This is a genomic window from Granulicoccus phenolivorans DSM 17626 = NBRC 107789 = JCM 15570 (genome assembly GCF_000423085.1).
Taxonomy (GTDB): domain Bacteria; phylum Actinomycetota; class Actinomycetes; order Propionibacteriales; family Propionibacteriaceae; genus Granulicoccus; species Granulicoccus phenolivorans.
Map to the genome: position 1 here is coordinate 27,074 of NZ_AUHH01000013.1, position 12,901 is coordinate 39,974.

At 68.7% G+C, this 12,901-nt stretch carries 14 protein-coding genes; 13 read left to right on the plus strand and 1 reads right to left on the minus strand.

Annotation, left to right across the window (positions count from 1 at the left end):
- Positions 1 to 72 precede the first annotated feature (72 nt).
- A complete protein-coding gene (locus G531_RS21015; RefSeq protein ID WP_035758025.1) occupies positions 73 to 2,079 on the minus strand; it encodes a DUF6541 family protein in 2,007 nt (668 codons plus the stop codon).
- A gap of 199 nt (positions 2,080 to 2,278) precedes the next feature.
- Here G531_RS21015 and rpmE point away from each other — a divergent pair, with 199 nt between their 5' ends.
- The 13 genes from rpmE to G531_RS0106880 all read left to right on the plus strand — a co-directional run bounded on the left by rpmE (position 2,279) and on the right by G531_RS0106880 (position 12,886).
- Entirely contained in the window at positions 2,279 to 2,527 is a 249-nt protein-coding gene (rpmE, locus tag G531_RS0106820; RefSeq protein ID WP_026926670.1) for a 50S ribosomal protein L31, read from the plus strand.
- Positions 2,528 to 3,601 carry a peptide chain release factor 1 gene (gene prfA / locus G531_RS0106825; protein WP_026926671.1) on the plus strand — a complete coding sequence of 358 codons (1,074 nt, stop codon included), beginning with the start codon at positions 2,528 to 2,530 and terminating at the stop codon, positions 3,599 to 3,601. It begins immediately after the preceding gene.
- Positions 3,594 to 4,511, plus strand: a complete 918-nt coding sequence (prmC, locus tag G531_RS0106830) for a peptide chain release factor N(5)-glutamine methyltransferase (protein WP_245630485.1) — start codon at positions 3,594 to 3,596, stop codon at positions 4,509 to 4,511. Before prfA ends, prmC begins: the two co-directional genes overlap by 8 nt.
- Before the next feature lie 67 nt (positions 4,512 to 4,578).
- Positions 4,579 to 5,571, plus strand: coding sequence for an L-threonylcarbamoyladenylate synthase (locus tag G531_RS21020; RefSeq protein WP_051215169.1), 993 nt, complete (start codon positions 4,579 to 4,581; stop codon positions 5,569 to 5,571).
- Between the two features lie 9 nt (positions 5,572 to 5,580).
- Positions 5,581 to 6,738 (plus strand): MraY family glycosyltransferase, encoded by a 1,158-nt coding sequence (locus G531_RS21025; RefSeq protein ID WP_145978691.1) that lies wholly within the window; start codon positions 5,581 to 5,583, stop codon positions 6,736 to 6,738.
- 215 nt (positions 6,739 to 6,953) lie between these two features.
- On the plus strand, positions 6,954 to 7,490 hold the full coding sequence (locus tag G531_RS0106845) for a Cg1360 family ATP-synthase-associated protein (RefSeq protein WP_026926673.1): 537 nt from the start codon (positions 6,954 to 6,956) through the stop codon (positions 7,488 to 7,490).
- A gap of 80 nt (positions 7,491 to 7,570) precedes the next feature.
- Positions 7,571 to 7,849: an AtpZ/AtpI family protein gene (locus G531_RS26415; RefSeq protein ID WP_035758028.1), complete on the plus strand. Its 279-nt coding sequence runs from the start codon at positions 7,571 to 7,573 to the stop codon at positions 7,847 to 7,849.
- Positions 7,812 to 8,657, plus strand: a complete 846-nt coding sequence (gene atpB, locus G531_RS0106855; protein ID WP_373277312.1) for a F0F1 ATP synthase subunit A — start codon at positions 7,812 to 7,814, stop codon at positions 8,655 to 8,657. The genes G531_RS26415 and atpB overlap by 38 nt, the downstream gene beginning before the upstream one ends.
- 76 nt (positions 8,658 to 8,733) lie before the next feature.
- On the plus strand, positions 8,734 to 8,946 hold the full coding sequence (gene atpE / locus G531_RS0106860; RefSeq protein WP_145978700.1) for an ATP synthase F0 subunit C: 213 nt from the start codon (positions 8,734 to 8,736) through the stop codon (positions 8,944 to 8,946).
- A gap of 7 nt (positions 8,947 to 8,953) precedes the next feature.
- Entirely contained in the window at positions 8,954 to 9,502 is a 549-nt protein-coding gene (locus G531_RS0106865; RefSeq protein WP_035758033.1) for a F0F1 ATP synthase subunit B, read from the plus strand.
- Positions 9,499 to 10,305, plus strand: a complete 807-nt coding sequence (locus tag G531_RS0106870) for a F0F1 ATP synthase subunit delta (RefSeq protein ID WP_051215170.1) — start codon at positions 9,499 to 9,501, stop codon at positions 10,303 to 10,305. Before G531_RS0106865 ends, G531_RS0106870 begins: the two co-directional genes overlap by 4 nt.
- Before the next feature lie 42 nt (positions 10,306 to 10,347).
- The gene (gene atpA / locus G531_RS0106875) at positions 10,348 to 11,982 is read left to right on the plus strand and encodes a F0F1 ATP synthase subunit alpha (RefSeq protein WP_026926678.1); all 1,635 of its coding nucleotides are present in this window, start codon (positions 10,348 to 10,350) and stop codon (positions 11,980 to 11,982) included.
- Positions 11,983 to 11,986: 4 nt separating this feature from the next.
- Positions 11,987 to 12,886: a F0F1 ATP synthase subunit gamma gene (locus G531_RS0106880; protein ID WP_026926679.1), complete on the plus strand. Its 900-nt coding sequence runs from the start codon at positions 11,987 to 11,989 to the stop codon at positions 12,884 to 12,886.
- Positions 12,887 to 12,901: the final 15 nt, after the last annotated feature.

Below are 12,901 nucleotides of genomic sequence, written 5' to 3' on the forward strand. Positions count from 1 at the left end.
GCGGACGCTCGGCGTCCGCGGGGCCGCTTTGTCTGCAACCGGTGCGGAAGACCAGGGGTCCGACGACGGGCGTCAGCGGCAGGCGGTGACCTGGTACAGCGCGGCCTCGCCGCGGCGCTCCACCAGCCGGAAGCCCTCGGCCCGGTCCAGGTGTTCCAGCCCCGGATAATCGTGGTTCTCCCCGAACACTCCGCGGGTGCCGAAGTCCAGGACGTAGCCGACGCGCAGGTGGTGGACCGCCGGACACACCGCGGGGTCGGTGGTAGCGTCCCGCAGCCGCTCCCGGATCACCGCGGCGGCCGGGGAGTCGGTGCCGTTGATGTGCGGCCGGGTGACCCGGCGGCCGGTGTAGGCGTACACCAGGGAGGCGCCGGTCCACGGATTCACCGCGATCGTTTCATCGGCGGGAACCTGCTGGGCGGCCACGTCGAACAGCGCCAGCTCGTCGGGATCCACCAGCCGGGCCTGCTCCTTCATCTTGTACGGGGCAGCGATCTGCCGGGCATTCTGGTTCCACCAGGGCATCGGCAGCGTCAGGGCCAGCAGGACCAGGGCGGTGCCGACCGCGATTCCGGAGCCGAGCAGTTGTCGTCCGCGCCGGGTGCCGGGGGTGGGGGCGTACCGGCGCAGCCCGAGCCGGATCCAGTGCACCAGTTCGCGTACGCCCAGCACGGCCAGCGGAATCGCGGTGATCGGCAACAGCGCGGCCAAGCGCCAGTAGTCGTTGAACCAGACTCCGGTGATCAGTCGGCGCAGCCACTCGATCGGCAGCGCGATCGCCACCACCCAGCAGAACAGGTAGCCCAGATGGGCGACCACCAGCCAGCGATAGCGACGGTGCCGGAACACGCTGACCGCGCCGGCCGCGGTCAGCACCACCAGGGTCCAGGGCACCGCCGGATTGTCCGGGCGCAGCAGCAGCCCCTGGATCAGGGCCGTGCCCATCCCGAGCTTGGGGAAGGCCAACGTCGCCTCGGGTGCCGGGCGGACCAGCACCCAGCACACGACCGTGGCCACCGTGGTCACCCCGAGGGTGATCCAGCGATACCGCATCGACTCCACCGGGGTGGTGGTCAGCCGGGCGTCCAGGGCCCAGCCGAACAGCATCGGCAGCACCACGATCATCGCCGACAGCAGCGCGCTGGGATGGGTCAGGCCGACCCCGGCGATCACCAGCAGCAGGACCGCGCCGGTGCCCAGCTTCGATTCCGGGCCGCGCGGCACCCGGTTGAAGAACATCGCCACCAGGATCAGCAGGGTCGGCAGCAGGGTCATCGCCAGCAGGCTCGGGTACAGCGGTCCGGTCGACATCGGCCGGTACGGCAGGCTGGGGAAGAAGCAGGCGAGCACCGCCACCGCGAGCAGGGCGACCGGGCTGCGCGGGACGAGGATCCGGATCACCAGGACCCAGCCGACGCTCCACACCACCGCGCCGACGGCCAGGATCACCGCGTTCTGGGCGATCAGGAGTTGCTGCGTCCCGGTGAGCTGGGCGACCAGGGCGACCAGATCGTGCCAGGCCGCCGGATAGGGCTGCGGCGGGTTCGGGCCGGAGATCATCGATTCCACGGTGAAGGTGGAACCGTCGCCGGTGTCGAGGATCCAGCGCACCACATTCAGGTGGAAGATGCTGTCGAAGTCCTGGGCGATCGCGGTGGGGGAGCCGATCACCCGCACGATATTGCGCACCATCAGGACCATCGCGAGCACGGTGGCGACCACCGGCCACCCGGCCCCGTCGACCGCGAACGGGTTGCCGCGCCGACGGCGGCGCCGCCGCGTCGGCGAGTCCACCCAGTGACCGACCAGGGTGCCCCGGACCAGCCGGGTGAGATAGCGTGCCCCGAGCAGGGTCACCGCGGTGGCGATCACGGTGGAGACCACCACCGGCAGCAGACTGAAGCGCAGTTCCACCGCCGAGGCCCAGATCGCCGATACCGACAGCACCAACAGCGAGATCGCCGGGGCAACGGCCAGGCGCAGTTGCGGGCGCAGTCGGATGCCCGCGCTGACCAGCAGCCCGGGGAGATACAGCAGGGCCACGGCAACCAGGAATGCGGGGATCAGAGGCAGCCACATCACAAGCTGCACCTTTGCACACCGAGCCTGCCGAGGCACCTCGGCCGGCCGGATTTGGCCGTTGCCGAGGGGTGCGGAATAATAGGCGGGCAGTGCCGGTTCACGTCATCGGAACCGAACCGCCGGCTGGCCCGATACGGGTGCGCGGGAAGCGCGAACAGGGCGGGACGACCCGGCACCAGATATCAGGAGATGCGTCATGCAACAGGGTATTCACCCCGCTTACGGCCAGACCCGCGTGGTCTGCACCTGTGGCAACACCTTTGTCACCAACAGCACCGCCGAGGGCGGCATCATCCGCGCCGAAGTCTGCGCCAACTGCCACCCCTTCTACACCGGCCGGCAGAAGATTCTCGACACCGGTGGTCGGGTCGCCCGCTTCGAGAAGCGGTACGCCCAGATGAGCGCCGGGGGCACCAAGAAGAACAAGAAGAACAAGAACAAGTAATTGTTCGAGGCCGCTGCACCGCTGCGGGCCGAGTTCCGGGAGCTGGAAGAAGCCCTGGCCGACCCCGGCCTTCATGCCGACCCGGCGCGTTCGCGTCGGGTCGGTCGTCGTTATGCCGAACTCACCGGTGTGGTGAAGGCCCTCGACGAGTACGACCGGCTGACCGAGGATCTGGCGGCCGCCCGTGAGTTGGGGGCCGAGGACGCCGCCTTCGCTGCCGAGGCCGAGACGCTCAGCGCCGAACTCGACACCGTCACCCAGCGGCTGACCCGCCTGCTCGCGCCGCGGGATCCGAACGATTCCAGCGACGCGCTGATGGAGATCAAGTCCGGCGAGGGCGGGGAGGAATCGGCCCTGTTCGCCGGGGACCTGCTGCGGATGTACACCAAGTACGCCGAGTCCCGCGGCTGGAAGGTCGAGCTGCTCGATGCCCAGGAGACCGATCTGGGCGGCTACAAGTCGGTCACCGTCGCGATCAAGGCCCCGGCGGCCGCCGATCCCGACGCGATGCCCTACGGGGTGCTCAAGTTCGAGGGTGGCGTACACCGGGTGCAGCGCATCCCGGTCACCGAATCCCAGGGCCGGGTGCATACCTCCGCCGCGGGCGTCCTGGTGATGCCGGAGGTCGAGGCGACCGAGGTCGAGATCGACGAGAACGATCTGCGCATCGATGTGTTCCGCTCCTCGGGGCCCGGCGGCCAGGGGGTCAACACCACCGACTCCGCGGTCCGGGTGACCCACCTCCCCTCCGGAATCGTGGTCTCCTCGCAGAACGAGCGATCCCAGCTGCAGAACAAGGACCAGGCGATGCGGGTGCTGCGCTCCCGGCTGGTCGCCCTGGCCGAGGAACAGGCGGCCTCGGCGGCCTCGCAGGCCCGCAAGTCCCAGGTGCGGACGGTGGACCGCAGCGAGCGGATCCGGACCTACAACTTCCCGGAGAACCGGATCGCCGACCACCGGATCGGGTTCAAGGCGCACAATCTGGACCAGGTCCTGGGCGGAGAACTGCAGCCGGTGATCACTGCCCTGCAGGAGGCCGACCTGGCCGAGCGGCTGGGGCACCTGGGTGAGTGAGTCCGTCCCGGGCGAGGCGTTCGTGCCGAATCCCTCGACCGGCTTCAGCGCCGATACGGTCAGCGCCGCCGACCTGATCCGGGAGTCGGTGCGTACGCTGGCCGCGGTCGGCGCGCCGAGCCCGGTGGCCGATGCGCGGACTCTGGTCGGGCTCGTCCTCGGCCTGACCCCGACGCAACTGCTCACCGCGGGCAACCCGACCGGCCCGCAACTGCGTCGGGTCCGCGAGTTGGTCAGCCGACGCGCCGCAGGAGTCCCGCTGCAGCACCTGACCCGGGAGGCGTGGTTCCGCACCGTCCGGCTCACCGTCGGCCCGGGGGTGTTCGTGCCCCGCCCGGAGACCGAGGTGATGACCGGCTGGGCGCTGGCGCGGCTGGCCGAGCTGCCGGCGCCGGCGACCGTGGTCGAGCTGTGTGCCGGGTCCGGGGCGATCAGTCTGGCCCTGGTCACCGAGGCCCCCGAGCATCATTACTACGCGGTGGAGAAGTCGCCCACGGCGTACGCCTATGCCGCCACCAACCTGGCCGGCACCGGCGTTGACCTGCGTGAGGGGGACATGGCCGACGCCTTCGCCGACCTCACCGGCCGGGTCGACCTGGTGGTGGTCAACCCGCCGTACATCCCGCTGACCGCCTACGAGCAGGTCGCCGAGGAGGTCCGCCGGCACGAGCCGGAACTGGCGTTGTTCAGCGGCGACGACGGCCTGGATGCCACCCGCCAGGTCGCCCGGATCGGGCAGCGGCTGTTGCGGCCCGGCGGCCGGATCTGTTCGGAGCATGCCGAGGTCCAGGGGGAGTCCGCCCCGGCGATCTTCGTCGCGGCCGGCTATGACCAGGTCCGCGACCATCCGGACCTGACCCGACGGCCCCGGTTCGTCACTGCCCGGCGCCCCGGTCCGGCCGGCGCGTGATCCCCGGCGGGTGTCCCGCGCAGGCGCGTATGCCGGTCGGGGCGCGGCACCGTGGCAGGATTGCCCCGTGACTGAACGGATCGTGGACGGACGCAAGGATCGAACACTGGCGGTCGTCTCGGCCCGAGCGGCGATCAACGCCGGGGAATGCATCGTGCTGCCGACCGACACGGTGTACGGCATCGGCGCCGACGCCTTCTCCGCCGCGGCGGTGCAGCGGCTGCTGGACGCCAAGGGGCGCGGCCGGGACATGCCGCCGCCGGTGCTGATCAGCGATCGTTCCGTGCTCGACGCGCTGGCCCGGGACGTCCCGAAGGCCGCGGTGACCCTCAGCGAACGCTTCTGGCCCGGCCCGCTCACGCTGATCCTGTGGGCCCAGCAGAGCCTGCGGATGGATCTGGGCGAGACCCGCGGCACGATCGCGGTCCGGGTGCCCGACCACGAGATCGCGATCGACGTGCTGCAGGCGACCGGGCCGATGGCGGTCTCCAGCGCGAACCGGTCCGGGTCCCCGGCGGCCAGCGACGTGCAGGATGCGTACGCCCAACTGGGTGACTCGGTCTCGGTCTATCTCGATGGGGGCCCGACTCCGGGGGGCCAGCCATCCACGATCGTCGACTTCACCGCCAGTGAGCAGGGCACCGTGGTCCGCCTGGGCGCGCTGTCGATGGCGATGCTGCGCGAGGTGGTGCCCGGGATCCAGGGGCCGGGAGACGATGCCGCCGACGATGCCGCTTCCGCGGAGCCGGCTGCGGCCGGCGCCACCGACGCTGTTGGCACAGCCGCTCCTGAGGCAGCAGCTTCGCTCGCTACTTCCGCCACCGCGAACTCCGCCACCGCGACCGCCACCACGGGGATCGGCAGCGACCCCGCCGCCGGCGACCCCACGATCGACGATCTGCCGGGTACCGAGGTGGTGGAAGATCCCAGCGGCGACTACGCGTACGCCCGCCCCCGCCCGGTGGCGCCGCTGGTCGTGGAGGATCCCGACGGCGATTATGCGTACGTGCGCGACCCCGTCCGGCCGCACGCGCGGGATCGGCGCGGTCCGCGCCGCTAGGTTGGCTCCGTGCGTGAGTATCTGCTGGTCCTGGGGATCGCCGCCGGCGTCACCTATCTGGTGTGCGGGCTGGCCCGGACCATTGCGCTGCGCGTGAAGGCGGTGGCCCAGGTCCGGGACCGGGACGTGCACGCGGTCCCGATTCCCTACTTCGGCGGTGCCGCCATGTTCGTCGGGGTCGCGGCGGCCATGCTGATCGCCAGCCACCTGCCGAACATGGGCCGCAACCCGCTGATCCAGCACGACTTCACCGCGGTGCTGATCGCCGGGGGCGTGATCTGTGCCGTCGGCGTCCTGGACGACCTCGTGGAACTGAACGCGATCGCCAAACTCGCCGGGCAGGTCCTGGCCGCCGGTCTGGTGGTGGCCAACGGGGTGAAGATGCTGTGGATTCCGCTGCCGAACCAGATCATCTCGCTGGATGATTCCGCCTCGATCGCGATCACGGTGTTCGTGATCGTGCTGTGTACCAACGCGGTCAACTACGTCGACGGGCTGGACGGGCTGGCCGCCGGGGTGGTGGCGATCGGCGCCTTCGCCTTCTTCGTCTACTCCTACACCCTGGTGGCCTTCCAGGACCTGCCCCGGGCCACCACGGCCTCGCTGATCACCGTGGCGATCGTCGGGGTCTGCCTGGGCTTCCTGCCGCACAACGTGTTCCCGGCCCGGATGTTCATGGGCGACTCCGGGTCGATGCTGCTCGGCCTGTTGCTGGCCACCTCGACGATCTCGCTGACCGGCCAGATCGACTCCGCCCCGCTGCAGGCCAATGCCCGCAGCCTGATCCCCACCGTGCTGCCCCTGGTGCTGCCGCTGGCGATCATGGCGATTCCGATCGCCGACTTCGTCCTGGCCTTCCTGCGGCGGACCGCGGCCGGGAAGTGGTTCTGGGTCGCCGACAAGCGCCACCTGCATCACCGCCTGCTGGCCCGCGGGCACAGCCAGCGCCGCGCGGTGTGGGTGATGTACGGCTGGACCGCCCTGATCTCCTTCGGGGCGGTTTCCTTCGGGATGACCGAGTCACTGTGGGTGCTGTTGGCGGCCGCGGTGCTGGCGCTCGTCTTCGCCTGGTTCACCTTCGGTCCCGGCACCCGGAAGCGGTCCCTGGCCGAGGGGCTGCGGCGCGATCGGGAGACCGAAGCCGCCCAGCACGAGCGCCTCGGCTGACCGGCCGCCCGGGCGTACCGGTGCTGGCGTACGCCGGTCGCCGCCGGCGCGACGGCGTGGGCTGACAAGCCCGAATGTCCCTGTTCGCGTTGTCACCGGATCGTGATCAGGGTCACCTGTCGGGGATCGCGGCGGGGAACTGTTTGTGCTAAGTTTCACAAGCGCGGCCGGGTGGCCGCGCAAGCCCCCGAAACCACCTCGAGTGAAGCGAGACCATGACGATCGTGACCGGTTCCGAGAGCTCCTCGCAACCCGCCGACGACGCCATGTCGACGCGTGCGGGAAAGCGGGTCAACCCGCTGGTCGTGGCCATGCGGCAGATGCTGGTGCAGGGCTTCGTCTGGTGTCACGTGGTCGCCCTGATCTGCGTCGGCCTGCTGCTGGCCGTGCGTGGTCCGTTGGCGGCGATCTCGGCGGCGCTGACCGCCGCGGTGGTCGTGCTCTTCTACACCATCGGGACCGTCGTGGTGCTGTCGAATGCGCGGACCGATCCGCGTTGGCTGCTGATCGTGGCGCTGGGCTCCTACGTGGCCCGCGTCGGGACGCTGGGCGGTCTGCTCGCGGTCTACCTCGCCACTCCGACCTGGCACGTGCTGGACACCCCGGCGGTGGTGATCACCGTTGTGGCCTGCACGCTGGCCTGGGTCGGCGGCGAGCTGTTCGCCTTCAAGCGGGCCCGGATCACCTACTACGACCAGCCCGGGGATTTCCCCGACGACGGCTCGGCTCCGGGGCACGGTGAGACCGCATGACCGGTTCGGGGACTGCTAGAGTCCGTGGCGCCATGACTCAAAGCACGCGGGCTCAAAGCACGCGGACTCGAGGTACGCGCATGTTCGAGCGCACGGACAGGAGCCAACGGATGGGGCACGTCGGGGGAGAGGACGGCTATGCCGTGATCTCCTACGTGCTCGCCGGGCTGTTGTTCTACGGCGGTGCCGGCTGGCTGGCGGACCACTTCCTGCACACCAACTTCCTGCTGCCCGTCGGCATCATCGTCGGCACCGTGGCGGCTTTCTACATGATCATCAAGCGCTACGGTCACCTGGCCAGCACTGCGGAGAGGAGTCACGATGGGATGGACGAGTCTGATCCCCATGGCGGGCGATGAGGTCGGCTACCACGCGCCCGGCGTCCAGAGCTTCCACTACACGGATCCGGGCTGGACGTTCTTCGCCCAGGGTAGCTGGCTGAACACCTGGATCAACAAGTCCACGCTCCAGGCGCTGATCGCCGCGATCCTGGTGATCGTGTTCTGGCTGGTCGCCTCGCGCAAGCTCAAGATCGTCCCGACCAAGGGGCAGTTCTTCAGCGAGTACGTCTACGACTTCGTCCGCAACGGCATCGCCCGGGACATCCTCGGCCCGGACTACCGCCGCTACACCGGGTACCTGGTCGGCCTGTTCAGCTTCCTGCTGATCAACAACTGGTTCGGTGAGACGTTCATCTTCATGTACCCGACGTTCTCCAACATCGGGTACGCCTACGCCCTGGCCATCATGACCTGGGTCATCTACATCGGCGCCGGCATCGCCCGGCACGGCTTCGGCAAGTTCATGAAGAAGTCGCTGTTGCCGCCGGGGGTCCCGCCGTACCTGTGGATCCTGATCATCCCGCTGGAGTTCTTGTCGAACTTCATCACCCGGCCGATCACGCTGGCCCTGCGTCTGTTCGCCAACCTGTTCGCCGGCCACCTGGTGGTGCTGGTGTTCGTGGTGGGCGGCTGGTTCCTGATGACCTACCCGTCCCAGTCGGCGGCGACCGAGATGAATCTCGGCTACAACATCGCCGGTGTGATCTCGATCGTCTTCAGCTTCGCCATCCTGGCGCTGGAGCTGTTCATCGGCGCCCTGCAGGCCTACATCTTCACCGTACTGACCGCTCAATACGTGCACTCGTCGCTGGCCGACGACCACTGATCGGTTCCCCGACAACCCATAGCGACCTTCCCCTCAACCGGGGCAGGAGAACACGAAAGGAAACACCATGACCCTCATGGAACTGAACGGCTCGATCAACATGATCGGCTACGGCATCGCCACCCTGGGCCCGGCCATCGGTGTGGGCTGGATCTTCGCCTCGGTCATCAACGGAACCGCTCGTAACCCCGAGACCCGTGGCGCGATGATGAGCACCGCGTTCATCGGCTTCGCCGTGGTCGAGGCCCTCGCCATCATCGGCATCGCTCTCGCCTTCGTCCTGGGCTGAGTCCAGCGTGCTCGTCACACTGGCATCGAGCCCGGCAGAACTGCTGGGCCCCCTTTGGCCCCACCAATGGTCGGAGTTCATCGTCGGCGTAGTGCTGATGCTGATCATCTGGATCGTGGTGGCGAAGAAGGTCGTCCCCGCCTTCGAGAAGATGTACGCCGAGCGATCCGACCAGATCGCCGGAGGTATCGAGCGGGCGGAGAAGGCCCAGGCCGAGGCCGAGGCTTCCAAGCAGGAGTATCAGCAGCTCCTCGCGGAGGCACGGCAGGAGGCCGCCAAGATTCGGGAGGACGCCAAGAACGAAGGCGCCCGGATCAAGTCCGATATGCGGGAGCAGGCCGAGGCCGACGCTGCGCGGATCGTCGCCCAGGCACATGCGCAGGTCGAGGCCGAGCGCAGCCAGGTCGTCCATCAGCTGCGCAACGAGGTCGGTGGCATGGCGTTGACCCTGTCGGGTCGCATCGTCGGGGAGTCCCTCGACAATGACGACCGGGCGCGGCGTACCGTCGATCGCTTCCTGTCCGAACTCGAATCCCAGGGGTCGGTGCACTCATGAGCAAGGGAATCAGCGCCACACAGGAGGCACGGCTGAACTCCCTGGACCGGGTCCTGGATTCCCAGGAGCCGGCCGCGGGACTGGCCGACGAACTCTTCGCAGTGGTCGACACGTTGGATGCCCAGTCGGCGCTGCGTCGCAGCTTCACCGACCCGGCCCTGTCCGACGACGACCGGAAGACCCTGGTCGGTCGGATCCTGGGTGGGAAGATCTCCGCCCCGGCCGTCCGGATCGTCCAGGAGGCCGCTGGGCTGCGTTTTACCAGCGGGCGTTCGATGGCCGACGCGCTCGAGCGGCAGGGCATCCGGGCGCAACTGCGAGCGGCGCTGACCCAGGGGCTCCTGGAATCGACCGCAGAGCAACTGTTCCGGTTCGCTCGTACGGTCGAGAGCACCCCGGAGCTGGCCACAGCTCTGGGGAACCGCAACACGGCCGTGGAGCAGCGCCAGCAGCTGATCGCGCGCCTGACCGATGGAAAGGTCGGCGCGGCGACGTCGGCGTTGCTCAGGCGTGCGGTCTCCGCTCGCAAGCGCAACTACATCGACACCGTCGATGAGTACGTGAGCATGGCGGCCGAGTTGCGGAACCGCGCTCTGGCCACCGTCACCGTCTCCCGTCCGCTCACCACCGAGCAGAAGGCCCGCCTGCAGGCGATCCTGAACAAGCAGTCCGGCCGTGCGGTCGAACTGCTCGAGGTGGTCGACCCCGAGGTCATCGGCGGCGTGCGGGTCCAGATCGGCGACGAAGTGATCGAAGGAACGGTGGCCGGGCGCCTGGAAGATGCCCGCGGCACGTTCCAGTAACCCGGAACAGAACAGCTAGAAAACGAGAGCAGGGACGCAACGATGGCGGAACTCACGATTCGTCCGGAGGAGATCCGGACCGCACTGGACGAGTTCGTCCAGAACTACTCCCCGGCTGCCACTTCCCGGGCGGAGGTCGGCACCGTGGTCACCTCCGGTGACGGTATCGCCCGCGTTGAGGGCCTGCCGTCGTGCATGGCCAACGAGCTGCTGAAGTTCGAGAACGGCACGCTCGGGATTGCCCAGAACCTCGAGGAGCGCGAGATCGGCGTGGTCGTTCTCGGGGACTCCGAGGGCATCGACGAAGGTTCGATCGTCCACGCCACCGGTGAGGTGCTGTCGGTTCCGGTCGGCGACGGCTTCCTCGGGCGTACCGTGAACGCGATGGGCGAGCCGATCGACGGCCTGGGCGAGATCACCCCGATCGCCGGACGCCGCGCCCTGGAGCTCCAGGCCGCCGGCGTGATGGATCGCCAGGAGGTCCGCGAGCCGCTGCAGACCGGGCTCAAGGCGATCGACGCGATGATCCCGATCGGCCGGGGCCAGCGTCAGCTGATCATCGGCGACCGCAAGACCGGCAAGACCGCGATCGCGATCGACACGATCATCAACCAGAAGGCGAACTGGGAGTCCGGCGACCCGAAGAAGCAGGTCCGCTGCATCTACGTCGGCGTCGGTCAGAAGGGGTCGACCATCGCCGAGGTGCGGGGCACCCTGGAGAAGGCCGGCGCCATGGAGTACACCACCATCGTGCACTCCCCGGCCTCCGACCCGGCCGGCTACAAGTACATCGCCCCGTACGCCGGCTCGGCCATCGGCCAGCACTGGATGTATGAGGGCAAGCACGTCCTGATCATTTTCGACGACCTGTCGAAGCAGGCCGAGGCGTACCGCGCGATCTCCCTGCTGCTGCGTCGTCCGCCGGGCCGCGAGGCGTACCCCGGTGACGTGTTCTACCTCCACTCCCGGCTGCTGGAGCGCTGCGCCAAGCTGTCCGACGAATTGGGCGGCGGCTCGATGACCGGGCTGCCGATCATCGAGACCAAGGCCAACGACGTCTCCGCGTTCATCCCGACCAACGTGATCTCGATCACCGACGGTCAGATCTTCCTGCAGTCCGACCTGTTCAACGCCAACCAGCGCCCGGCCGTCGACGTCGGTATCTCGGTGTCGCGCGTGGGTGGTGCGGCGCAGACCAAGCCGATCAAGAAGATCTCCGGTTCGCTCAAGATCGACCTGGCCCAGTACCGCGACATGCAGGCGTTCGCGATGTTCGCCTCCGACCTGGATGCCGCCACCCGGCAGCAGCTGGAGCGGGGCTCCCGGCTCACCGAGCTGCTGCGCCAGCCGCAGTACCACCCGTACTCGGTGGGCGAGCAGACCGCGAGCATCTGGGCCGGTACCACCGGTCAGCTGGACGAGGTTCCGGTCCAGGACGTGCTGCGCTTCGAGCGGGAGTTCATCGACTACCTGAAGCACAACACCCCGATCCTGACCACGATCGAGGAGACCCTGGCCTGGGACGACGACACCCAGCAGGCGCTCAAGTCGGCGATCGAGGCCTTCAAGCCGACCTTCCAGACCTCCGAGGGGCTGCCGCTGGGCAGCAAGGAGACCGAGGCGCTGGAGGCCGACGAAGTGGGTCAGGAGCAGATCCGCAAGCAGAAGCGGAGCTGACCCGATGGCTGCCACATTGCGTGAGTTGCGGCAGCGCAGAAACTCCGTCGCAACCACTCAGAAGATCACCCGGGCCATGGAACTGGTGGCCGCCTCGCGGATCATCAAGGCCCAGCAGGCGGCGAACCGGGCGACCCCGTACGCCCGGGAGCTGACCCGCGCGGTGAGCGCCCTGGTGAGCTTCGGTGGGGACGTCAAGCACCCGCTGATCACCGAACGGGAGCAGCCGCGCCGCTCGGCGCTGCTGCTGCTCGGGCCCGACCGCGGTCTGGCCGGCGCGTACCCGTCGAACGTGGTCAAGGAGGGTGAGGCGCTGACCGAACACCTGCGCGCGCAGGGCCGGGAGGTCATCCCCTTCGTGGTCGGCAACCGGCCGCGGGCGTTCTACAAGTTCCGGGGCCGCCAGATCGAGCGGTTCTGGTCCGGGTTCACCGAGGCGCCCAGCTACGCCAACGCGCGCGAGATCGCCGACGAGCTGATCCCGCGGTTCCTGAATCCTGATGCCGAGGGCGGTGTCGACGAGATCCATGTCGTCTACACCCGGTTCCACTCGATGCTGACCCAGCGTGCGGAGGCCTTCCGGCTGCTGCCGATCGAGGTCGTGGAATCCGATGAGCCGGTCGAGGCCGAGGACATCCTCCCGCTGTACGAGTTCGAGCCGGACGCGCAGACCGTGCTGGACACCCTGCTGCCGCTGTACGTCGCCAGCCGGATCCAGTTCTGTCTGCTGCAGTCGGCGGCCTCGGAGCTGGCCAGCCGGCAGCGGGCGATGAAGTCGGCGACCGACAACGCGCAGCAACTGATCGAGCAGCTGGGCCGGGAAGCGAACCAGGCCCGCCAGGCGCAGATCACCCAGGAAATCACCGAAATCGTGGGTGGCGCTGACGCGCTGGCCGACGCCTGAGAATGAGTGAGTGAG

Coding starts and splice junctions, on each gene's coding strand:
- G531_RS21015 (WP_035758025.1), bottom strand. CDS start 2,079: ATGTGGCTGCCTCTGATCCCCGCATTCCTGGTTGCCGTGGCCCTGCTG.
- rpmE (WP_026926670.1), top strand. CDS start 2,279: ATGCAACAGGGTATTCACCCCGCTTACGGCCAGACCCGCGTGGTCTGC.
- G531_RS0106845 (WP_026926673.1), top strand. CDS start 6,954: ATGACGATCGTGACCGGTTCCGAGAGCTCCTCGCAACCCGCCGACGAC.
- G531_RS26415 (WP_035758028.1), top strand. CDS start 7,571: ATGTTCGAGCGCACGGACAGGAGCCAACGGATGGGGCACGTCGGGGGA.
- atpB (WP_373277312.1), top strand. CDS start 7,812: ATGGGATGGACGAGTCTGATCCCCATGGCGGGCGATGAGGTCGGCTAC.
- atpE (WP_145978700.1), top strand. CDS start 8,734: ATGGAACTGAACGGCTCGATCAACATGATCGGCTACGGCATCGCCACC.
- G531_RS0106870 (WP_051215170.1), top strand. CDS start 9,499: ATGAGCAAGGGAATCAGCGCCACACAGGAGGCACGGCTGAACTCCCTG.
- atpA (WP_026926678.1), top strand. CDS start 10,348: ATGGCGGAACTCACGATTCGTCCGGAGGAGATCCGGACCGCACTGGAC.
- G531_RS0106880 (WP_026926679.1), top strand. CDS start 11,987: ATGGCTGCCACATTGCGTGAGTTGCGGCAGCGCAGAAACTCCGTCGCA.